We start from the raw sequence: 19,717 nt of genomic DNA, 5'->3' as shown, positions 1-19,717 counted from the left end.
ACGTCCCGGTCATCTGTAGGCAAGCTCTGAGGTGCGGTCAGATCATGACGCGCGGCGCATCCGCGTCGCACGAATGTCCCGGCCGGTGCCACCGTAGGCGCACGCAGCCGCGGTTGCGTTCCACCTGCTGAGACCGGCGACGAGCTTGCAGGTGATCGAGAACAAGACAGCCACGGAGCGGACCCCTGTTCGGCCGGGCTCCTTCAGTCGATCAAGAACCTTCCCTGGCATCACACGTACCGCATCAGAACGGTCGTCAGCAGGGGGCGAGTGGTCGACACACTGAACCCCAGTCACCCACAGAGACGCACCCTTCAACCCGATCATGGCTGTCTGTATTGGATCTAGTGCGTATAGTGATGGTCTCTTTATGGTCAAAGCGCCGCCAACGTCGTATCCCTGGAGGATTCGTGGCACGCTTCCGCACTCGTCTGGCCCTGCTCGGCTCGGCCGCAGCTCTCGCCGCAGGCACTCTTGTCCCCGCGCAGTTCGCCGGGGCTCAACCTGCCGCCGCGGCGGACCGCCAGTGGGTCGCCCTGGGTGACTCCTACACCGCCGGGGTCATCCCGGCCGCCGGCGAGGTCTTCGAATACCCCCGCGATGGCTGCGAGCGCACCGACCAGTCCTACCCCCAGGTCATCGACCGCGACCTCGGCTCGCTCTTCGACCTGCACAACGTCAGCTGCGGCGCCGCCACCATCGAGAACGTCACCGACGAAGCCCAGGAGCCGATCGGACGTCACCTGCCGCCCATCTCCGAGGACCCGGACTACCCCTTCCCCGCAGTGCCGCCTCAGTCCGCGGCGGTGAGCGCCAACACCGACGTGATCACCGTCGGCGTGGGCGGAAACACCCTCGGCTTCGCCGGCATCCTCCTCAAGTGCCAGGAGCTGGGCCAGGGAAGCGGCGGCGTGGGCACCCCGTGCAAGGACGCCCTGGCCGCCGGCATCCCGGCCCGGCTGAACAAGGTGAGCAAGGAATACGACCGGATGCTCACCGTGCTCCACGAACGCGCCCCGCACGCGAAGATCCTGACCGTCGGCTACCCCACCATCGTCCCCAAGGACACATCCAAGTGCCGCTACAACGACCTGACGCAGTTCGGCTCGGTCACTAAGGGCGACCTGGACTGGCTGCGCCAGGACGTCCTAGAACCCCTCAACAAGACCATCGAGAAGTCGACCGGCACGCAGGAAGCCGCCAGCTTCGTCGACCTCTACGACTCCTCCCAGGACCACAGTGTCTGCGACGCCGGCAAGTGGGTGGAGGGCATCATCACACCCCCTGACCAGCTGTCCTTCGTACACCCCAACGCCCGCGGTCACCGCAACGCCGCCGACCACATCGAAGAAGCGATGTTGAACGCCATCAGCTGAGCCGACCCGGCACCCGGCCGACGACCCCACAGTGAACTGGCCTCCGGCATCATCGGAGGCCAGTTCTGTTCTGTGTGACTCTCCGACGCGTGCCACACGCCGAACTGCCTACACATGAGGCGGACGTCCAAGGCCAGCCAGTCCCAGTCAAGACGAAGCGCTCCAGGCCACGACCTGACGCCGCCTACTCCTAGTTGGGACAGGACAGCTGATGTCCTGTCTCACTGAACCTTGACCGATCTCACCGAACTCTGACCGGTCCCGCTACTGGTCAGCAGGCTGTAGACGCTCGGGGGCGGTCAAGGTTCGTTGAGACGCCGGTCAAAACGAGACGGGCCATCTACCCAGAGGCCTCTGCGGCAGGCTGTTCTGCCCGAGGCGCAGCCGGATCAGTTTCGGGACAGGGCCTGCCGAACCAAGTTTGCGAAGGTGGAGTAGGTCGTGTCGTCCTCAAGCTCACCCAGGAGTTCGGTCACCGCAGCGGCCTGGATCGCAGGCGCCCACCGAGCCTTCATGTTCATCATCGCCGGTGTGCTCTCGGCGTAGACCACGTCCCAGAAGCCGGAGTTACAGATCACCACCATGTACTCAGGGACAGAGTCCAGACCTTCTTTGCGGCGGTAGATCTCCAACCACAGGGGTGTGAAGTCCTTCTTCGACAGCCTGCCCCACTCGTAGTACCCGGCCGCCTCGACGGCCTCATCGTGGTCCAAGTCGAACCGGGCTAGCGGATCGGCTTCCAGCTCAACCCAGTGATCCGCTGTGGTGAGCATGAAGGCACCCTTCTTCGTCATGCCGCCACGGTGCCGCATCAGCAGGCCATGCACCGCCGCTTTGGTCACCATTTTCCGCCCGCGCGACGGCAGTCTGGGTCCCCTCTCGCTGCACCTTGACCAGCATCTCAAGGACCTTGCCCCCACAGCCTCAACAGCCTGCTGACCAGTAGGGACCGGTCAGAGTTCGGTGAGATCGGTCAAGGTTCAGTGAGACAGGACACCTGAAGATCCTGCATGAGAAGCAGCCGGAAGCGTTGTCCCGTCTCGAAGGATCTGGCCTCCGTCTCAAGTGACCTGGTCTGATGGGTCGTTGATCTCAGTTGATCTGGTTCGTCCTCCTGATCACTGCATTACTCTGTCGAGCCATGAACGCGGACCGCTGGTTGGCAGACACCCGGACCTCCTACGACACGGTCGCGGCCAGCTATGCCGACCAACTACGCGAGGCTCTGGCCGGGGCGCCGTATCTTCGGGCGGCTCTGGCGCTGTTCGCCGACCTGGTGCACGCCGCTGGCGGTGGGCCGGTGGCGGACGTGGGCTGCGGACCTGGACACGTCACCGCTCACCTGCACGAGCTGGGTGTGGACGCTTTCGGCATCGACCTTTCTTCCGTGATGATCGACGTGGCTCAGCGCGACCACCCCCGCCTGCGGTTCGAGGTGGGCTCGATGACCGACCTCGACCTCGCCGATGCTTCAGTCGCCGGCCTGCTCGCATTTTGGTCGTTGATTCACGTCCCGGACGAAGCCGTGCCCACGGTCTTCGGCCACTTCCGGCGCGTGTTGCGTCCCGGCGGACCACTGCTGCTCGGCTTTCACGTCGGCGACGGGTCGAGGCTGAAGACGCAGGGCTACGGCGGTCACCCGATGAACGTCCACGTTCACCGCCGCCAGCCTGACCAAGTGGCGGCCTGGCTACGCGATGCCGGGTTCACCGTCGAGGCCCAAATGCTGATCGACCCCGACGAGACCGTTCCAGGTGCGGTCCTCTTCGCACGCCGTCAGTCCTAGCCACGCCAGCGGTCCGGTTGCAGCCGACGGCACAGCGAAGTCGGACCACATCAACTGAGACAACCTCTGGCATCCGCTCGCCCGGTGTCGGCGTACACACGATCGTCCCCGGTCGCGTACGAGTGAAAAGGGACGCTTGATGGTGCGGTGAATCGTGGTGCCCGGCACCCTGCTGTTCGTCCGGTGAAGGGTGGCGGAGGGCGGTGACGCGGTGGTTTTGGACCCGCAGCGCTGGCTGGAGCTGCGGCGGTTCCGTGCTCTGGTTGAGTCAGGAGCGGTCAGTCTGACCGAGGTGGCCAAGGAGACCGGGCTGGACCGCAAGACGGTCCGCAAGTATCTGTCGAGCACGGCGGCGTCAGTGCCGCCGAGGCGGACGTCGAACGGCCGGCCCCGGAAGAAGGTGGTCGACGAGGTCGCCCCGTTGATCGACGCGATGCTGCGGGCAGAGATCCTCATCAAGGGCGCCGTGGTGCACGAGCGTCTGGTGAAGGAGTACGGCTCGACGATCAACTATCAGCGGGTCAAGCTCTATCTGCAGGAGGCCCGGCCGCGGATCGCGGGTGAACTGGGCATCGAACCGCGGGAGTTGGCGGGTATGCATCGCCGCTTCGAGGTGGTCCCCGGGGCCCAGGCTCAGGTCGACTGGGGCGATGAAGGCAAGATCCTCGCCCACCTGGGCATCCCGAAGGTCTACTCGTTCCATATGGTTTTGTCGTACTCGCGCGACCCGTTCTGCTGCTTCACCACGAGCCAGGACCTGCAGACCTTCTTCGACTGCCACCGGCGGGCATTTGCGCACTTCGGCGGGGTGCCGATGTCGATCGTCTACGACCGGACCAAGACCGTCGTGCGCCGGCACGTCGCCCCGGGCGAGGCGGTGCCGCTGCATCCGGAAGCGGTCGGCTTCGCCGGCCACTACGACTTCGACATCGACGTGCTGGCCGCCTACCGGCCCACCGGGAAGGGCCGGGTCGAACGCCAGGTGTTGATCGTGCGTGATCACGTGCTGGCCGGGCGGGCGTTCTCCTCGCTCGAGGAGCTGGATGCCGCCTTCATGGCGTGGGTGCCGCAGCGACGCGCCCGCACCCACGCCACCCACCACGAGGTCATCGGACACCGGGCCGCCCGGGATCACGCCGCCCTCAAGCCGTTGCCACCCTCGCCCTATCTGGTGGCCGAGCGGCATCTGCGGCCGGTCGGCAAGGACTGCCTGGTCGCGTTCGGCGGAAACCTCTACTCGGTGCCCGCCCGCAAGGTTCGCCCGCGTCAGCTGGTGGAGATCAGAGCGACGAAGTCCCAGGTCATGGTGCACACGACCGTCCCCGATGCCGGCGGCGAGACCCTGCTGTCCAGCCATCCGCGGGCGGTCGGCCGTGGCGTGGTTGTCAGGCAGGACGAGCACTGGGACGGCCTGCCGACCGGCAGGAACCGCCGCACCACGACGGGCGACGAGCCGCCACCACCGCGGAGCGAGTCCTCCGCGTCCGGTCGCATCGGGCCGTTGCAGGCCCTGCTGAGCCGGTCCGCCGCAACCCAGATCGAGGTAGGGAGGCGACCGCTATCGGTCTACGACGAACTGACCGGCACCCGGCCCTTCACCACCAACTTCCCGACGAAGGAGTCGTCTTGAGCGAGCTGACCGGCAACCGCATCCGCACCACGGCCGGCAAGCTCGGCCTGCCCCACCTGGCAGAGACCATCAACGAGTACACCCGCCGGGCCGACGAGGCGAAGATGGGCTACCTCGACTTCCTCGACCTGGTCCTGTCCGAGGAACTGGCCGTCCGCGACGACCGCCGATTCCGCCAGGGCCTGCGGCTGTCGAAGCTGCCGCACCACAAGACGCTGGACGAGTACGACTTCTCCTTCCAGCCCGAGCTCGACCCGCGCAAGGTCAAAGACCTCGCCAGCCTCTCCTTCGTCGACGGCAAAGCGAACGCAGCGCTGCTGGGGCCGCCCGGAGTGGGCAAGACGCATATCGCCGTCGCTCTCGCTGTCGCGGCCTGCCGGGCCGGCTACTCGATCTACTTCACCAGCCTCGACGACATGGTCCGCAACCTGAAGGCCGCCGAGTCGGCCGGACGGCTGGTCAACAAACTCGGCACCTACCTGCGGCCGAGCTTCCTTGTGGTCGATGAGGTGGGCTACCAGCCCCTCGAACGAGCCGAGGCGAACCTGGTCTTCCAGGTCATCTCCAAGCGTTACGAGAAGGGCTCCACCATCCTGACCTCAAACAAGACCTTCAGCGAGTGGGGACAGGTCTTCGGTGACGAGGTCCTCGCCACCGCGATCCTCGACCGCCTCCTCCACCACTGCGAAGTGATCGCCATCAATGGCCCGAGCTACCGGCTCAAGAACCGCCTACAGGCCATCGAGCGAGAGACCGACGTGGCCTGACAACTGGGGACGTTCAAACGTACCGGCCCGGCCCGAAGGGAGAGTACGCCGACACCCGGGACCACATCACTTGAGATTCCTGGCTTTCCCACGTCTCAACTGAACTGGTCGCCGCAGGTCAGCGACCCGACTCGGAACTAGATCATTTGAGACCGGACAAGTACAGGGCGCTGCTCCAGGAGCTGGCCGAGCAGGAGCAGCAACCAGTCTGAGTCTCCAAACTGGGCTGGAACGCAAAAAGGCCCGTGCGCCCCGCGAATCCATCGCGGGGCGCACGGGCCTTCGCCGTGTGGTCATGTGCGTCAGACTGACCGTGTCGCAGGTGCGTGGTCAGCCACGGTCATCCCCAGCGCTCGCGGGATGGGTGTAGCGGATGGGCTTGCCAAGACTGCGGGCGTAGTCGATCTCGTTGCGGGTGCTGTCGCCGATGTAGCCGTCGGGGTTGACGACCAGGATCTCGTCCGCCATGTCGATCTTCCGCAGGTGCAGGGTGCCCAGCACCTGCTTGAGCCGGTGGGCCTGCTGCGGATCGGCCCAAAGGGGGTGGGGGACCTTCATGTTGCAGCCAGGGGCGAGGACGATGCGGCCGGCCACAGTCTCGTACAGGGCCGCTTCGGCGAGTTCGTCCCAGTAGGTGGTGGAGCCGCACAGGACGACAACGGTGGGCCGCTCGGGGGCGTGGGGCTGTTGCACAGGTTTCCTTTCAGGTGGGTGCGTGTTTCTCAACTCCGGCTAATCGCATACCTTCCGTGGGTCGCGTCAACGAGTACGTCAGCACTTGCCGAGCAGCGCGGTCAGCCTCAACGATGACGCGGTGGCAGACAACACATGGACTTCGCTCATCACTGCAGGCGGCGCCCTCTTGGGCGTTGGCCTTGGCGGATGGCTCACGACTTGGCGGGATCGAAAGACGTGGGCCAACGAGGACCGTCCAGCACGCCGGCGCTGGTGCGGCTTGCTGCGCAGCTGCCCCGCGTCGGTCAATCGCATACGCGCCCGTAAGCAGTTGAACCCGGATAGAGTCCCCTCTGCACTTGCTCGATCTGAAAAGGGGGGGTCCCTTTGCGTGCTCGTCTTGCTGTCTCGGCCACGGCTGTCGCCCTGGCCGGCATCTTCTTCAGCGCACCAGCCGCTTCTGCGGCGACGCTGCCGTCCACCAACACCGCCCACCACTGCACCCGCCACACCACCGGCCTGTGCGGCTGGACGCACCACCAAAAGCCCAAGGACAAGTACGAGACGGCGAAATGCGTCGACGCTTCCCTGTCCTACTCGCAGCACTCGCAGGGCACCTGCTCCCACCACCACGGCGTGAAGTACTGGTTCAAGTAGACCGACCCAGCACAGGTCGCCTGCGCATCGAGCGCAGGCGGCCTGCTGCGTTTCGCCGTAAGCCGGCAGACGTCCCGACAGCTGAGGGTCAGCCGATTCCGGTGACCTGCAGGGCCGTGGTCCAGTTGTTCTTGATAGCGCTGCGGGCGGAGGACAGGGTGATGGTGCCGGCGCAGACGGCGTTCTTCAGCTTCGTTTCCACTCCGTCTTTGGAGTGCGCGGTCTGGGAGCCGGCGTAGGGCTCGGGCCACAGGTTGCCGGCATCGCGCGGTGCGCCGCCCAGTTCGAGGGGGACGAGGTGGTCTTCCTCGTAGTCGGCCATGTTGGTGTCGGAGTAGCCGTAGTCGATGATGCCCTGGGCCTTGAGCGGGTTGGTGTAGGAGGTCGGGGGGCGGACGGTGGCGGTCCAGCCGGACACGCAGATGGTGCTGTTGATGTTCGACTGGGTGACGTCAGGGTTGTAGGCCCCGGGTGTGCACGAGGAATCGGGCAGCGGCAGGAAGGCGTGGGAGCAGGTCGAAGCCTGGGCGGTGCCTGCCGAGGCGGTAATCAGGCCCGCGGCTCCCAGAGCCAGGACGCTGATGGTGGCGGTGAAGCGGCGCATGTGGGGTTCTCCCGCAGAGTCGGCCCGGACAAGGAGGGGCGGGCGGCTGACGGCATGACACCATCACCCGCTCTATGCGGGTAGAACCCGTGGAGTGAACACGAAGTGACCTGTGCAGTTGCTTCGAAGTACCCGCTGTTTTCCCGGGGTTGAGCGCCATTCAGGACAGTGGGGCACGGGCCGGCCGGTCTCCCCGCTCTCAGCCGGGTTCATTGACAGCCTGGACAGCGTGCTGTCCAAGGCCGCGGTGCGCCCCGCTGTAATGATGGAGGAGCGGGGCGCGCTGCAGTCTGCTGGATCCCCGGCGCCGCGTGCGGCATTGGGCCGTCGCGGGGGCGTCAGTCGCAGGTGTTGAGCATCTCGACGAGTTTGTTCTTCTCAGGGGCTGTGATGCTCAGCCCGTACCCGTACTTCACGTCGGTCCAGGCCCGTGAGTACGTGCACCAGTAGTCCTTGTTCGGCGGCGCCCACTGATCCGGGCTCTGGTCGCCCTTGGAACGGTTCGAGCCGGCGGAGACGGCGATGAGCTGCGAGTGGTCGAGGTCGTTCGCGAACTTCTTGCGCTTGTCGGTACTCCAGGTGTCGGCACCGGAACGCCAGGCGTTCGCCAATGGGACCATATGGTCGATGTCGATCTTGGAGGCGGCATCGAGTGTCTTGTCGTCATACGGGCTGTACCAGGTTCCGGCGACGGCCCGGCACATGGAGTCCTGCGTGACGCCCTTCCCGTCGCGGGCGAGGACGACTTCGCGGGTGTCGCATTCCCCGTACTGCTTGATCCAGTGGGGGAACTTGGCGCGGCTGTAGCCGGTCATCGAGTGGGGGGCCTCGATGACGAGTTCGTCGAGTTCCTTGCGGGCGACGTCGGAGCTGGGCGGCTCGGGAAGGTCACGCCGGACGACCTGGGCGGCCGCCGTGGTTGCGGCAGTGGCGGCGGCAGCGGGGACGGCGCTGACCGTGACCAGGAGGGACAGACACGCCACGGCGAGGCAGGCGGCGCGGCGCCGCACGGTTGAGGTGATCACGGAGGAATCAACTGGGCACGGGCCGCCGCGGTGCTGCTTCGTCCCCCGATCGCGGCGTGCCACTGCGGCGAGTTGACGCGGTGCGCGCCGCCCTGCTGCCCGTCCGTGTCCCGCGACCGGGTGACGTGGCGTGGATATGCCCGGGCTGGTCAGCCTCGGGTGGCTAGGCTGCCCGGCGAATATCCAGGTCGGTGAGAGGGACTGGACAGGCGATGAGGCGTCGGCAGCAGTGGTGGGCCAGCCAGATCACTGCGACGGTACTGGTCACGGCAGCCGGGTGCACCAGTTCTCATCCCGGCGGGACACCGACATCGGCCGGCCGCGGTGCCGGCAGCGCTCACGCACAACAGCCAACGACCCTGCCCGGCCTGCCCACCGCCGAGGTCGCGCGCAAGGAACTGACCGGCCTGACGGTCGCCGCCCAAAAGACCCTGACAGGCTACAGCCGCGCCGACTTCCCGCACTGGGCCGAGCAGGACGCCTACTGCTACACCCGGGAAAGAGTGCTCGAGCGCGACGGCACCGGCGTGCGGCGCGATGCCGAGTGCCAAGCAAGCTCGGGCCGGTGGACCAGCCCTACGAGGGCAAGGTCCTCACCTCTGCCACCCAGACCGACATCGACCACACCGTGCTGCTGGCCAACGCCTGGCGCTCCGGCGCCAGCACATGGACACAGGAGCAGCACACGAAGTTCGCCAACGACCTCACCCAGCCGCAGCTGCTCGCCGTCTCCACCGCTTCCAGCCGGTCCAAAGGCGACCAGTCACCCGACCAGTGGGCGCCACCCGCGCACTCCTACTGGTGCGCCTACGTCCGTTCCTGGGTGTCGGTGAAGGCCACCTACCAGCTGACCGTGACCGCGGAAGAGAAGAACAAACTCACCGGGATGCTGGACACCTGCACCGCATGACCACCCGTCAACACGCCCGTACAGGCTGCCTCGACGAGCCGGACACCGGCCCGGTCGACACCGACGCCGACTACCACTGGCGCGACATCCCCGACCCGCCGATCCTCCACGCCCAGGATCGGGGCTTGCGGGACGCCAGGCGGCCCGCAAACCGACCACCGCTCCCACCGCCCCTCGACGGCACCGGCAGCTCTCGGCTGGGCGAGCAGGGTGGAGAGAGGTGCGGAGGGGGGAGCCAGGATGAAGGAAATCCATGCGCCCACACCCACCACCCTCAGCAGCGCAAGACGCACCGTAGGAAAGCCGGGCCGGGAGGCGATGAACATCAGCGGGGCAGCAGGCACTGACCGGCACGTCGACGCGGTCATGGCCGGGCCGGGAGGGGTGATGACCGACCAGGTCGGCGTCATCACCGGTGACCTGACTGTCCGCACCGTCCTCGGCGCTGACAGGCACACCGCGCACGTCACCGTCCAGTACACCGGCGCCGAGGAGTGGTACACCCTCACCGGCAGCCCCGCCCCCGTCCCGGACGGGAACCTCACCGCCTACCACCAGAACCTGCTCGACCGCATCCGCAACGGCGGAGCCACCGAGGCCACCTGACAGCCGCCGGGGGGCTGTTCCGGCCCCTGCGTTGCGGCACAGCCACCCCCGCAGTGCGCAGACGCCGACCAGCCTCACACCACCAAGGAAATGATCTCCATCCGAGTCGACTCGCTCCTCGAAGTCATCCTCAGGGCCCTCGCCGCCGAACCCGACCCGGCCCCAACACCGGGCCACGCGCCAAGCCTCCTTCGACGCTTCATCGACGCCCTCGCCTGCCGCCCGCCAAGCCCCTGACACCCAGCGCAAGCCCCTCCACATGAAGGGCACCCCGGCAGCCTGCTGCCGCGGGCCTGCGCACCGTCGGCACTACCTCGTGGCGACCGCTCCCCGCCGCTCACACCAACACGGCCCGGCAGGCAGGCCGGGCCGTCAGGCGGCCGCCAGGCCGAGCCTGCTCAGTGCGGTGGTCCAGTCCGTGGCGATGGCCTGCTGTGCGGCCTTGAGCGTGACCTTGCCGGAGCAGACCGCGGTGTGCAGCTTCGTCTCCACCGGGTCCTTCTTGTTGTTGATCCCGCCGCCCGGCCTGTGGCCCGGGTCGGCCGGCTCCACCCACAGGTTGCGGGCATCGTTCGGGTCACCGCCGAGCTGAAGGCTGATGTCGTGGTCGTACTCGGCATCCCCAAGACTGCCGGTGTAACCGTAGGAGGCGGCGTTCAGCTTCTTCTCCTTGCCGGTGACCGCCACCGGCGGCCGGATGTCCTTGGTGTAACCGCCCTTGCGGCAGATCGTCTGTGCCAGATTCGCCTGCGTCACCGCCGGCGACGTCGCACCCGGCGTGCACTTGAGATCCGGCAGCGGCTCACCCTTCTCATGCCGGTAATGACAGCTGCCCGCGGGCGGCTGCTGCTGCACCGTGTACGTCGACTGCGGCCCCGCACCCACCGGGATCTCCCCCACCGAACCCGCGGCCGGCGCCGAACCCGACGGCCCCGCAGCCGACGCGCCGTTCTTCCCTCCAGCACCCCCACCCGCATGCGAACCGGACGACGAACACCCCGCCAGCACAAGACACGACAGCACCACCAGCGGGACGGCGCGACAACGCAACGAACTCATGACGACCCCTCACGGACGAGCAACAGCTGAGCGAATGCTCCCCCACCCCCGCACCCGGCTACTACCCGGGGGCACAGGCGCACAGGCGCACGGTCGGAGAGCCCGGACGCCGGTGAGGCCGACATCGGTAGCCTCCTCGCGTGGATCGAAACGCACGGGCGGTTGGCACGGTCATCGGCGCGGCAGTCGGCGACGCATTGGGAGCGCCCTTCGAGTTCGGCCCGCCGGGGGAGTTCTCCGCTCGGTTTCCGGCACCCGGCGCCGGCGGTGAGATGTGCGGAGGCGGGGGCTGGGACCCAGGGGAGGCGACGGACGACACGCAGATGGCAGTCCTCGTCGCCGAATCCCTGATCGAGCGGCAGGGGCTGGACCTGCCGGACATCTTCAGCCGCTTCCAGCGGTGGGCCGCATCCGAGCCGAAGGACATAGGCCTGCAGACCGAGGACGTGCTCACCAACGGCATGCCCTGGGACCGGGCTGCCGCCGTTCACTTCCAGACCAATCTGCGGGCTGCCGGCAACGGCTCGCTGATGCGAGCCTCCACATCAGCGGTCCATTTCGCCGACCAGGGACAACAGGCCACCATGAATGCGGCACGCCGTATCGCCGCCCTCACTCATGGCGACCGCGCGGCATGGGAGGGCACGGCCATTTTCCATGAACTCGTGCGCCGCATGCTTCACGACGCTGACCCTGTAGCCGCGCTCCCGGACATCCTGGGTTCAGTGCATCCCGACCACCGGGACCGATACGCCACCGTTCTGGCCCTCGACTGGACACCTGACCAGGCGACCGAGTTCAACGGAGCCGTTTGGCCCTGTCTGGGCTCCGCCGTCTGGGCGCTGCGCACCACCAGCAGTTACGAAGAGGCAGTGCGAGCCTCGATCGACCTCGGCGGCGACACCGACACTGTCGCGGCGGTCACCGGTGGTCTCGCGGGCGCCTACTACGGGCTGGACTCGATTCCGGCCCGCTGGACCGAGCCTCTCCACGTCCCGATGCCGAGCTCCGGCAACCGGGTACTACAACTGCCCGAGCTTCTCGATCTCGCACTCCGACTTGAAGCCTGAGTCACGGCCACGAGGCCCGCCCCACCGCATTGACTGCCTCCGCCAGACGCAGTCGATTGGTGACTGTCGGCGATATAACCGTGACAGCCAACCTGGGGAATGCGTCGCGCTGTCGCGGCTACGGATACGAGGCGGTCGATGGTCGCCTTCGTGACATCGGTGACCGTGGTGTTGTCGTACACCGAGTACCAGGAACCGGAGGCCGGCTGGCAGCTGCCCGGCTTGTCCTGCACGTTCTTCCCGTCCCGGGCCAGCACCTCCTGCCGGGTCGTGCACCCGTCGGGCTGAGAGGCCCAGATGCCGAACTTGTCCCGGGCGTAGCCGTTCACCGAATGCGGAGTAGCAACGGTCAGCGCAGCCAGCTCGCTGCGGGCGGATGCCGTTCTCGTACCGACCATGGTGGCCGGTGGTTCGAGCGTGCGGTGTCTCGAGCGGGTGATTTCCGGCTCGAGCCGGTGTGCGGCGGCCTCGCCAGGGGCTCTTGCGGCTGTCCGGTCGGGGCCACCCGCTGCCGAGGGGACCTCGGCCACGTCAGGGGGGCGAGCTACCGGGTGCGCGAACAGCCTGGCGGACAGCGTTGCGAAGCCAGTGGTGGGCTCCGTCAGCGGCATGGCGGGGGTGCCAGGCCATGCCGATAGCCAGGGGCGGCAGTGGCACGGGGACGACGAGGAGATGCAGGCCGAGGGCGGTGGCGGCGTCGGTGAGGGGCGAGGGGGCGGAGCCGGGAAACGCGGCGGGGACGAGGCAGACGACATCGCTGCGGGCGGCGAGGGTCATCGCGGCCAGGTGGCTGGGAAGGACGGCACTCACCCGCCGGCTGAGGTCGTGCTCGGCCAAGGCGGTGTCGAGGGGGCCGGTGAACCGGCCGCGGCGGCTGACCGCGACATGTTCGGCCGCGGCGAACCGGGCCAGGGTCAGGGTTCCTTCGGTGAGGGGGTGGCCGGGCCGGACAGCAGCCACCATCCGGAGGGTGAGCAGTTCCTCGACCTGTGTTTCGGGGTCGACGTGGTCGATGGATCCGACTTCCAGGTCGATGCGGCCGTCGCGGAGTGCCGGTCCGGCCTCCAACTCCTCGGCCCGGAACCGCAAGGAAACCCCCGGCGCCTCCTGCCGGGCCAGTTGCAGCAGTCCGGGGGCCAGCGCCGCGCCGACCAGGTCGGCGGTCTGGAGGGTGAAGGTGGTGTGCAGGGCGGCGGGGTCGACGCCGGTGCCGGGGGTGAGCAGTGCTCCGAGACGCCGCACCACAGTGGCGGCTTCGTCGCGCAGGGCCTGGGCGCGCGGGGTGGGGACCATGGTCTGTCCGGCCCGCACCAGGAGGGGGTCCTGGAGGACGCGGCGCAGGCGGGCGAGGGTGCGGCTCATGGCGGCTGGAGAGGTGTGCAGGCGGGCGGCGGCGCGGGTGACGCTCTGCTCGGACAGCAAAGCGTCCAACGCGACTGCGAGTTGGGCATCGATAGCCGGGTCTGGGTTGTTCACCAGCGTAATTCCGTTTCGGGCAATGATTCAGTGCTGAAGTTCCCATTGTGGCAACACCGTTGGCCTCCGCAGGATGAGGGGGTACCGATCCGTACGACCCACGAGGTTTTCATGATCGTCATCACTGGCCCCACCGGGAACATCGGCCGCCACCTGCTGCCGCTGCTCCTTGAGTCCGCCCCCGCCGCCGGCGAGGAACTGCGCGTGGTCGTGCGTGACCCTGCCCGGCTCCCCGACGCGGTTCGTGAACACGTCGAGGTGGTCATCGGCTCGCACGGCGACGCCGGGACCGTGGACCGGGCCTTCGAGGGCGCGAATGCCGTCTTCTGGCTCGTCCCCCCGGACGCCTCCCTGAGCCCGGAGGATGCGTACTGCGGTTTCACCCGCCCCGCCGCCAAGGCACTCGCCGCCCACGGCGTCGGCCACGTGGTCGGCGTCTCCGCGCTCGGCCGCGGCACCCCGGTCGCCGACCGCGCCGGGCTCGTCACCGCCTCCCTCGCCATGGACGACCTGATCGCAGGCACCGGCGTCGCCTACCGGGCCCTGGCCAACCCCTCCTTCTTCGAGAACCTCCTGGAGGAGGCAGACTCCATCCGCGAGAAGGGGGTCTTCACCGACACCGTCGACGCCGACCGCAAGACCCCCCTCGTGGCCGTCGCCGACATCGCCGCCGTGGCCGCCGGCCTGCTGCTGGACCGCTCCTGGAGCGGCACCGACGGCGTCCCGGTCCTCGGGCCGCAGGACCTCTCCCCCAACGACCTGGCCCGCGTCATGACCAAGCAGTTCGGCCGCCCTGTGCGCTACGAACGCCAGACGCTCGACGATCTACACACCACCCTCGTCGGTTACGGCCTCAACGAGACCTTCGTCCGGGGCATCGTCGACATGAAGCGGGCCAAGGACGACGGCCTGGACACCGGCGTCGCCCGCACCCCGGACACCGCCTCCCCCTCCACCTTCGAGCAGTGGTGCGCCCGGACCCTCAGACCCGCCGTCCTCTCCTGAAGGCCCAACAGCCATCACTGCAACCCATGGTTCCCACCACACCGAGACCCCCTGCCACCCCGGAGGCACTCATCATGTCCACTGAGGAAACGGAACCGCCGGTCACCGCGTTCATGCTCGTCAAGACCACACCCGAGTGGCTCGCCCTGACCGTCCAGGAACGCGTGGACGCCTTCACCAACCAAATCATCCCCGCGATCAAGGCCAAGACCAGCGGCGTCCGGTCACGCTTCTACGACACAGAGTTCTACTCCGCACGCGTCACCGACGTCTGGTTTTGGGAAGCAGACGACCACCACGCCTACCAGCTCCTCGTCGACGCCCTTCGCGAGACCCCGTTCTGGGACCGCTACTTCGAGGTCGTCGACCTGCTCGTCGGCACCGAGAACGGCTACGCCCGCGCCTACGGCCTCGACCCCGTCGCCACCCTCACCACCTGACACCCGCCCGTCCGGCCTACGGCACACTCACCCGCGCGCGCTGATCGCGAAAAGGCGTGGCACATTTCAGCCCCCGAACGCGGGGTGGCCACCCCTTCACGACGTAAGCCCGTCGGCGGCGGCTGAACTCGGCTGACGCTGAGACCGGCGTCGGGCCTCCGACCGATCTCCGCCACGATTCGAGGTTCGTGCCGGACCTGAGTGGGATGCAGGGCGCGGGCCCTCCGCTCCATGTGCCCCTGGGTGGAGCCAGGTGAAGTTGGTCATCTGTGATTGCCATCTGTCGTAGCCCAGCGTGGCGTGGCCCGGCGATCGGATGCGCATCGCGGCCGACGAGAGCGCCGGGCCCCTGCCGTATCCATCCAGGCGACCTGCCTCGGCCCGGTCGGCGGCCGCGACGTCCCGTTGGCCACATCGCTCGCCGAGCAGGGGGGATCGCTAAGGTCTGCCCTCCGGCCCAGCACAAGGTGACCGCAGAGGCAGCTGCTCGTTGGACCGGGCGCTGCCATGTGCACCGCGGGCCGGGGCGAACCGTCTCCCGGCCCGGCCCGCGCCACAGTGGCCCTTCCCCCGCCTGTCGGGGGCGCGGGCGGGCAGCCTGCGCCAGACCCGCCCCGGGGCGAGTGGGTCTGCTCAGTTGGTGCAGGTGTCGAGCATTGACGACAGTGCCGACTTCTCCGCCGCGGTCGTGGTCAGCTTCCATACCGACTTCACGTGCGTGTAGTCCTCCGCATACGTGCACCAGAACCCGTGGTTGGCGGGCTTCCAGCCGTCCGGACCGCTGTCACCCTTCGAGGAGTTCGATGACTCCGACGCGATCAGAAGCTGGGGGTCTTTCAGGTCGTTCCCGAAAGCTTTGCGCTGGTCAGCGGTCCAGGTATCGGCGCCGGAGATCCAGGCCATGGCGAGGGGGACCATGTGGTCGATGGTCGCCTTCGTGACATCGGTGACCGTGGTGTTGTCGTACACCGAGTACCAGGAACCGGAGGCCGGCTGGCAGCTGCCCGGCTTGTCCTGCACGTTCTTCCCGTCCCGGGCCAGCACCTCCTGCCGGGTCGTGCACCCGTCGGGCTGAGAGGCCCAGATGCCGAACTTGTCCCGGGCGTAGCCGTTCATCGAATGCGGAGTAGCAACGGTCAGCGCAGCCAGCTCGCTGCGGGCGGTCGACACCGGCGGCGGCGCGGGAGGATCCGCGAGAGCAGGCCCGGCAAAGACGACGGCCAGGAGCAGGCCGGCGGCGGGCAGACCGAAGTAGGCACGGCGCATGAACTCTCCAATGATTGTGGGGGGTTGGAGATGGCTGTATGAGGAAACCGCAACTGCCGGACGGTGCGCTACGCGCGTTGAGCGGATACGAACAGCTCCCCCACCACTCGTTCACCACCCGGTCACCGTCACCCGGACAACCAGGGCGGACCGTTCGGCCGAGGAGGGAGCCCCAACGGTCGCCTCTCCCGGCAGTCGTGACGGCTGCGCTCGCGCCGGTGCAGCGGGCCGCGGCCCTCCAGGCGGGCATGCGCAGGCGAAGAGGCGGGCCACCCCCGCACCAGAGGTGGCCCGCCCGTACAACGCTGCTTCACCGGCCGGCGTCACCTACCCGCCGGCCTCCGCGTCAGCGGCGGTGGCCCCGGTCACGGCCCCAGGAGACCGCGTCGTCGATACGGCCGCGGTCGGTGCGCAGGGTCGCAGTGTCACCGTTGTTGTTCCACACGTAGTTCCGCCGGTCCTGGTAGAGGTCCGAGCGGGTGTCCCGGCCGATACCGGTGTGGACACGGACCGTTGTGCGCGGGGCGAGGCTGACGTGGCGGAAGGTGTAGGTGTGCCCGGCGTCGTCCCGCAGCGTCCAGCGGTCCAGGTTCACGGCCCTGCGGGTGCTGTTGGTGACATCCACCCACTCGGCGTTCAGCGAGCGGTTCGACCGGTCGTCCCGCCCCGGGGAGTCGTACTGGACCCTGCTGATGTACACCGCGGCGTGGGCCGCGCGGGCCGGCTGCTGGGCAGCCGCGGCCGGCAGCGCGACCGCACCGACAACGGCAGCGGCGATCGCGCCGGCAGCGGTCATACGACGGACTGAAGAAGAAACGGACACAAGGTCCCCCTTCAAAGGTGCCCACACCCCGGACCGGACACAGCAATACAAAGCCGCAGGCCAGGCGGGGTGCGTTGTGCGGATGGCGGCCGGTCGGCCGCACAACCCACACCCTCCACCCGACACCTCCACACCGTGAGGGAAACGCGAAGAGTATTACTGATCAAACAAATTCCTGTTACTCACAACTGCAATGACCATCTATGCGTTGAATGCACCAGATTGACGACCCGTCGGGCTGTCAACGACGGAAATACGGGCCCCAGGCAACCATCCGCCAGCACCCGCCACCCCGTTACGACGAACGCGTTCACCCGAAAGTGAGTAACAAGCCCTGACTTATGTCCAAGCGTGGCGTGCCGGACAGCAGGGAAACACCCGTTCTCGATGCCGACCACGGGCAGTCAGCCCGGCACTACTGGATGCCTTACTGGCACCGCGGCCTGAATGCCCGAGCAGGAACCCAGGCACGAGCCCCTCCACGCCATGGAAAGACAGGCAGGACGGTGATCGGATACGCCCCTACAGTGGGGCCATGGCAGCAGGCCAGCACCCGGATATCGTCGTCAGCAGCGGCATCGAGATGCCCGTCCCCGCCGACGGCGAGCTGTGGGCGGTGGGCGCGGTGATCCTCAACCAGCAGGGCCGTGCCTTCGCCCTGAAACGCAGCCCCGACCGGCGGCTCTTCCCCGACTGCTGGGACATCGTGGGGGGCCACGTTGAGTCCGGCGAGACCCTGCTGGACACGATCGTGCGGGAGGTCCGGGAAGAGACGGGGTGGCGTCTGCGCCGGGTCCGGCGCCTGCTCAGCGTTACTACCTGGACCGGCGACGACGGCGACGGGCTGCGGCACGAGGCCGACTACCTCGTCGAGGTCGACGGCGATCTGGACCACCCCGCCCTGGAATGGTCCAAGCACACCGCCTACGACTGGTTCGGCCCCGAAGACCTGCCCCGGCTCAAGGAGAACCGCGCACCTGGGGAGTTCCTCATCCACGAGCTGGTCGCTGCGGCGCTACAAGATCGCCCGGACACGCCCTAATCACAGCGTGGGCACCAGGGGTGCACACGCCGCCGAGCGCGGTGAGCGTCTGCGCGTTGCTCGTCCATGCCCGTCCGCTCGGACAGTGCGTCATTCGGATCTGGTCATTCTCGCCTGCGTAGACCCCTCCAAGATCGCAGTCCTCTTATGTTGCCGGGGACCACATCTTCAGGGGGTATCTGTGAAATCTGCCAGATGGGCTGTTCCTGTCGTCGTGAGCACGCTTGCCGTGCTGTTATCGCCCGCGACGGCGGCAGGTGCCAGCGGTCCGGATCCGTCCCGCATCACGTACACGGCAACCTACACGCCGCTGGACGATGCGGGTTCTGTCTCGGCCGGCAGCCCGGACGAGGCTGCGGGCGCTCGCGCCGGCGGGGGACGGCCGCCGGGCACCGACTTCAACTACCACGACGTCACGTATGCCGAGTGTGTCAAGCACGGCAACAGTGCCGGCAAGCCGCAGTGGGTCAAGAACCACTTCGCCCTGTGCCGTCGGGGCACCGTCCAGGTCGTCGGCAGGGACCGTGACACCGGTACGCCGGTCGGGACGCTCACCTACGTCGAGACGATCATCGGGTACGCCTTCCAGAACGAGCGGTCCGTCGCCTTCGACCAGTACATCGAGAACATCCAGGCCACGGGCAGCGTCAAAGAATCGACCACGTTCCTCGTCAACCGGTGGAACGAGGGAAGCGGGAACGGAGCCATCCTGCACAAGGGGGAAAAGCACGGCGGCGTCACGCAGGTCTCGGGCGGTTTCAGGGGCGAGATCGGCTCGGCCAACGAGGACCCCAGCATCAAGAGCTGGAAGAAGGACAGCATGGAGGTGCTGATCTTCGACGAGGACCAGGCCTCCGGCACCGGCAAGGACAAGGTCCACACGTACGACTTCGTACCCGCCACCTTCTTCATCTCCGACGGCAGCCACAACGAACAACTCCCCGAACCCAAGATCACCGTCCGGTTCGACAGCGCACCCTACGAGAAGTTCAAGAAGGGCAGCATCTTCCCTGGCATCCGCGCCACCATGAACTACAACCGCGCCGATCCTGACGTCAACGAGACCGCCCAGCACATATGGGACGCCCAGAACCACCCGGAGAAAACCGTTCCCCAAAAGGCAGGCAAGAAGATACCGGGAGCCCCGTCATCCACCCCGCTGCACCGGGTCTTCTACGACGAGCGATTGCGGGACCAGAACCGCAAGACCGCACGTGCCGCCTGCCAGGCACAGTGGCCGAACTACTCCAGCCAGGGCAAGGACTGCGACGAATACCCCTTCAGCACCACGAAGGAAGGCGCCTACAAGGCAGGCGGGAACTACTCTGCGCGGGCGCTGACAAGCACTGACCTCGATCCTTCAGCTGCCTTCGTGGGGTGATCGACTCGGCGGTTCGCCCGTAATGTCCCCATGGTCATCAGGGCGGGCCGTCGCGTGACGCTGCGGGGGCGCCGGCTTCCACGGGGCCGGTGTCCTGCCGTTCCACTCCTTCCTGGTCC

Annotated in this window: 21 protein-coding genes; 13 read left to right on the top strand and 8 right to left on the bottom strand. The window is 67.6% G+C overall.

Going from position 1 to position 19,717, the window contains the following annotated elements; all coding sequences use genetic code 11:
- The first annotated feature begins 410 nt into the window (after positions 1-410).
- The gene (locus A6P39_RS43955; RefSeq protein WP_275884136.1) at positions 411-1,376 is read left to right on the top strand and encodes an SGNH/GDSL hydrolase family protein; all 966 of its coding nucleotides are present in this window, start codon (positions 411-413) and stop codon (positions 1,374-1,376) included.
- Positions 1,377-1,765: 389 nt separating this feature from the next.
- On the opposite strand, the gene A6P39_RS43950 is transcribed toward A6P39_RS43955, so the two are convergent.
- A complete protein-coding gene (locus A6P39_RS43950) occupies positions 1,766-2,170 on the bottom strand; it encodes a hypothetical protein (protein WP_275884135.1) in 405 nt (134 codons plus the stop codon).
- 347 nt (positions 2,171-2,517) lie between these two features.
- Here A6P39_RS43950 and A6P39_RS43945 point away from each other — a divergent pair, with 347 nt between their 5' ends.
- From A6P39_RS43945 to istB, 3 genes are all read left to right on the top strand, one after another.
- Positions 2,518-3,162: a class I SAM-dependent DNA methyltransferase gene (locus tag A6P39_RS43945; protein WP_275884414.1), complete on the top strand. Its 645-nt coding sequence runs from the start codon at positions 2,518-2,520 to the stop codon at positions 3,160-3,162.
- A gap of 211 nt (positions 3,163-3,373) precedes the next feature.
- Positions 3,374-4,792, top strand: a complete 1,419-nt coding sequence (gene istA, locus A6P39_RS43940; RefSeq protein ID WP_199273008.1) for an IS21 family transposase — start codon at positions 3,374-3,376, stop codon at positions 4,790-4,792.
- Positions 4,789-5,559 (top strand): IS21-like element helper ATPase IstB, encoded by a 771-nt coding sequence (gene istB / locus A6P39_RS43935; protein WP_275884134.1) that lies wholly within the window; start codon positions 4,789-4,791, stop codon positions 5,557-5,559. The genes istA and istB overlap by 4 nt, the downstream gene beginning before the upstream one ends.
- Positions 5,560-5,889: 330 nt before the next feature.
- On the opposite strand, the gene A6P39_RS43930 is transcribed toward istB, so the two are convergent.
- Complete coding sequence (locus tag A6P39_RS43930; RefSeq protein WP_275884133.1) at positions 5,890-6,252, bottom strand: hypothetical protein; 363 nt, start codon at positions 6,250-6,252, stop codon at positions 5,890-5,892.
- Positions 6,253-6,621: 369 nt separating this feature from the next.
- Between A6P39_RS43930 and A6P39_RS43925 the strand changes: the two genes are divergently transcribed.
- Complete coding sequence (locus A6P39_RS43925; RefSeq protein WP_233273155.1) at positions 6,622-6,891, top strand: DUF3761 domain-containing protein; 270 nt, start codon at positions 6,622-6,624, stop codon at positions 6,889-6,891.
- An 88-nt stretch (positions 6,892-6,979) separates the two neighbouring features.
- Here the strand turns inward: A6P39_RS43925 and A6P39_RS43920 are convergent, their stop codons facing one another.
- On the bottom strand, positions 6,980-7,495 hold the full coding sequence (locus A6P39_RS43920; RefSeq protein ID WP_158916799.1) for a hypothetical protein: 516 nt from the start codon (positions 7,493-7,495) through the stop codon (positions 6,980-6,982).
- Positions 7,496-7,833: 338 nt separating this feature from the next.
- A complete protein-coding gene (locus tag A6P39_RS43915) occupies positions 7,834-8,520 on the bottom strand; it encodes an HNH endonuclease family protein (protein ID WP_275884132.1) in 687 nt (228 codons plus the stop codon).
- A 565-nt stretch (positions 8,521-9,085) separates the two neighbouring features.
- On the opposite strand from A6P39_RS43915, the gene A6P39_RS43910 reads away from it, so the two are divergent.
- On the top strand, positions 9,086-9,430 hold the full coding sequence (locus A6P39_RS43910; RefSeq protein WP_331454222.1) for a GmrSD restriction endonuclease domain-containing protein: 345 nt from the start codon (positions 9,086-9,088) through the stop codon (positions 9,428-9,430).
- A gap of 240 nt (positions 9,431-9,670) precedes the next feature.
- Positions 9,671-10,036: a hypothetical protein gene (locus A6P39_RS43905; protein WP_331454221.1), complete on the top strand. Its 366-nt coding sequence runs from the start codon at positions 9,671-9,673 to the stop codon at positions 10,034-10,036.
- A 372-nt stretch (positions 10,037-10,408) separates the two neighbouring features.
- On the opposite strand, the gene A6P39_RS43900 is transcribed toward A6P39_RS43905, so the two are convergent.
- Complete coding sequence (locus A6P39_RS43900; protein WP_275884131.1) at positions 10,409-11,095, bottom strand: hypothetical protein; 687 nt, start codon at positions 11,093-11,095, stop codon at positions 10,409-10,411.
- A 140-nt stretch (positions 11,096-11,235) separates the two neighbouring features.
- Here A6P39_RS43900 and A6P39_RS43895 point away from each other — a divergent pair, with 140 nt between their 5' ends.
- Positions 11,236-12,165, top strand: a complete 930-nt coding sequence (locus A6P39_RS43895) for an ADP-ribosylglycohydrolase family protein (protein ID WP_275884130.1) — start codon at positions 11,236-11,238, stop codon at positions 12,163-12,165.
- Between the two features lie 150 nt (positions 12,166-12,315).
- On the top strand, positions 12,316-12,453 hold the full coding sequence (locus tag A6P39_RS43890; protein ID WP_275884129.1) for a hypothetical protein: 138 nt from the start codon (positions 12,316-12,318) through the stop codon (positions 12,451-12,453).
- 243 nt (positions 12,454-12,696) lie between these two features.
- Here A6P39_RS43890 and A6P39_RS43885 read toward each other — a convergent pair whose 3' ends face one another.
- Positions 12,697-13,650, bottom strand: coding sequence for a LysR family transcriptional regulator (locus tag A6P39_RS43885; protein WP_443053124.1), 954 nt, complete (start codon positions 13,648-13,650; stop codon positions 12,697-12,699).
- 102 nt (positions 13,651-13,752) lie between these two features.
- On the opposite strand from A6P39_RS43885, the gene A6P39_RS43880 reads away from it, so the two are divergent.
- Entirely contained in the window at positions 13,753-14,646 is an 894-nt protein-coding gene (locus tag A6P39_RS43880; protein ID WP_275884127.1) for an NAD(P)H-binding protein, read from the top strand.
- 74 nt (positions 14,647-14,720) lie between these two features.
- A complete protein-coding gene (locus A6P39_RS43875) occupies positions 14,721-15,086 on the top strand; it encodes a darcynin family protein (protein ID WP_275884126.1) in 366 nt (121 codons plus the stop codon).
- Positions 15,087-15,719: 633 nt separating this feature from the next.
- Here the strand turns inward: A6P39_RS43875 and A6P39_RS43870 are convergent.
- Entirely contained in the window at positions 15,720-16,352 is a 633-nt protein-coding gene (locus tag A6P39_RS43870) for an HNH endonuclease family protein (RefSeq protein WP_158916811.1), read from the bottom strand.
- A 346-nt stretch (positions 16,353-16,698) separates the two neighbouring features.
- Positions 16,699-17,148 carry a lamin tail domain-containing protein gene (locus A6P39_RS43865; RefSeq protein WP_275884125.1) on the bottom strand — a complete coding sequence of 150 codons (450 nt, stop codon included), beginning with the start codon at positions 17,146-17,148 and terminating at the stop codon, positions 16,699-16,701.
- 562 nt (positions 17,149-17,710) lie between these two features.
- Between A6P39_RS43865 and A6P39_RS43860 the strand changes: the two genes are divergently transcribed.
- Together A6P39_RS43860 and A6P39_RS43855 are read left to right on the top strand one after the other, a co-directional pair.
- Positions 17,711-18,217 (top strand): NUDIX hydrolase, encoded by a 507-nt coding sequence (locus tag A6P39_RS43860; protein WP_158916815.1) that lies wholly within the window; start codon positions 17,711-17,713, stop codon positions 18,215-18,217.
- A gap of 214 nt (positions 18,218-18,431) precedes the next feature.
- Positions 18,432-19,598, top strand: a complete 1,167-nt coding sequence (locus A6P39_RS43855; protein ID WP_275884124.1) for a NucA/NucB deoxyribonuclease domain-containing protein — start codon at positions 18,432-18,434, stop codon at positions 19,596-19,598.
- The last annotated feature ends 119 nt before the right edge of the window (positions 19,599-19,717 follow it).

The organism is Streptomyces sp. FXJ1.172 (assembly GCF_001636945.3).
Lineage (GTDB): Bacteria > Actinomycetota > Actinomycetes > Streptomycetales > Streptomycetaceae > Streptomyces.
The sequence above is the reverse complement of the archived record's forward strand: the minus strand, read 5'-3'. Positions and strand labels throughout refer to the sequence as shown.

Coding starts and splice junctions, on each gene's coding strand:
- A6P39_RS43900 (WP_275884131.1), bottom strand. CDS start 11,095: ATGAGTTCGTTGCGTTGTCGCGCCGTCCCGCTGGTGGTGCTGTCGTGT.
- A6P39_RS43870 (WP_158916811.1), bottom strand. CDS start 16,352: ATGCGCCGTGCCTACTTCGGTCTGCCCGCCGCCGGCCTGCTCCTGGCC.
- A6P39_RS43945 (WP_275884414.1), top strand. CDS start 2,518: ATGAACGCGGACCGCTGGTTGGCAGACACCCGGACCTCCTACGACACG.
- A6P39_RS43875 (WP_275884126.1), top strand. CDS start 14,721: ATGTCCACTGAGGAAACGGAACCGCCGGTCACCGCGTTCATGCTCGTC.
- A6P39_RS43950 (WP_275884135.1), bottom strand. CDS start 2,170: ATGACGAAGAAGGGTGCCTTCATGCTCACCACAGCGGATCACTGGGTT.
- A6P39_RS43905 (WP_331454221.1), top strand. CDS start 9,671: ATGAAGGAAATCCATGCGCCCACACCCACCACCCTCAGCAGCGCAAGA.
- A6P39_RS43860 (WP_158916815.1), top strand. CDS start 17,711: ATGGCAGCAGGCCAGCACCCGGATATCGTCGTCAGCAGCGGCATCGAG.
- A6P39_RS43880 (WP_275884127.1), top strand. CDS start 13,753: ATGATCGTCATCACTGGCCCCACCGGGAACATCGGCCGCCACCTGCTG.
- A6P39_RS43920 (WP_158916799.1), bottom strand. CDS start 7,495: ATGCGCCGCTTCACCGCCACCATCAGCGTCCTGGCTCTGGGAGCCGCG.
- A6P39_RS43865 (WP_275884125.1), bottom strand. CDS start 17,148: ATGACCGCTGCCGGCGCGATCGCCGCTGCCGTTGTCGGTGCGGTCGCG.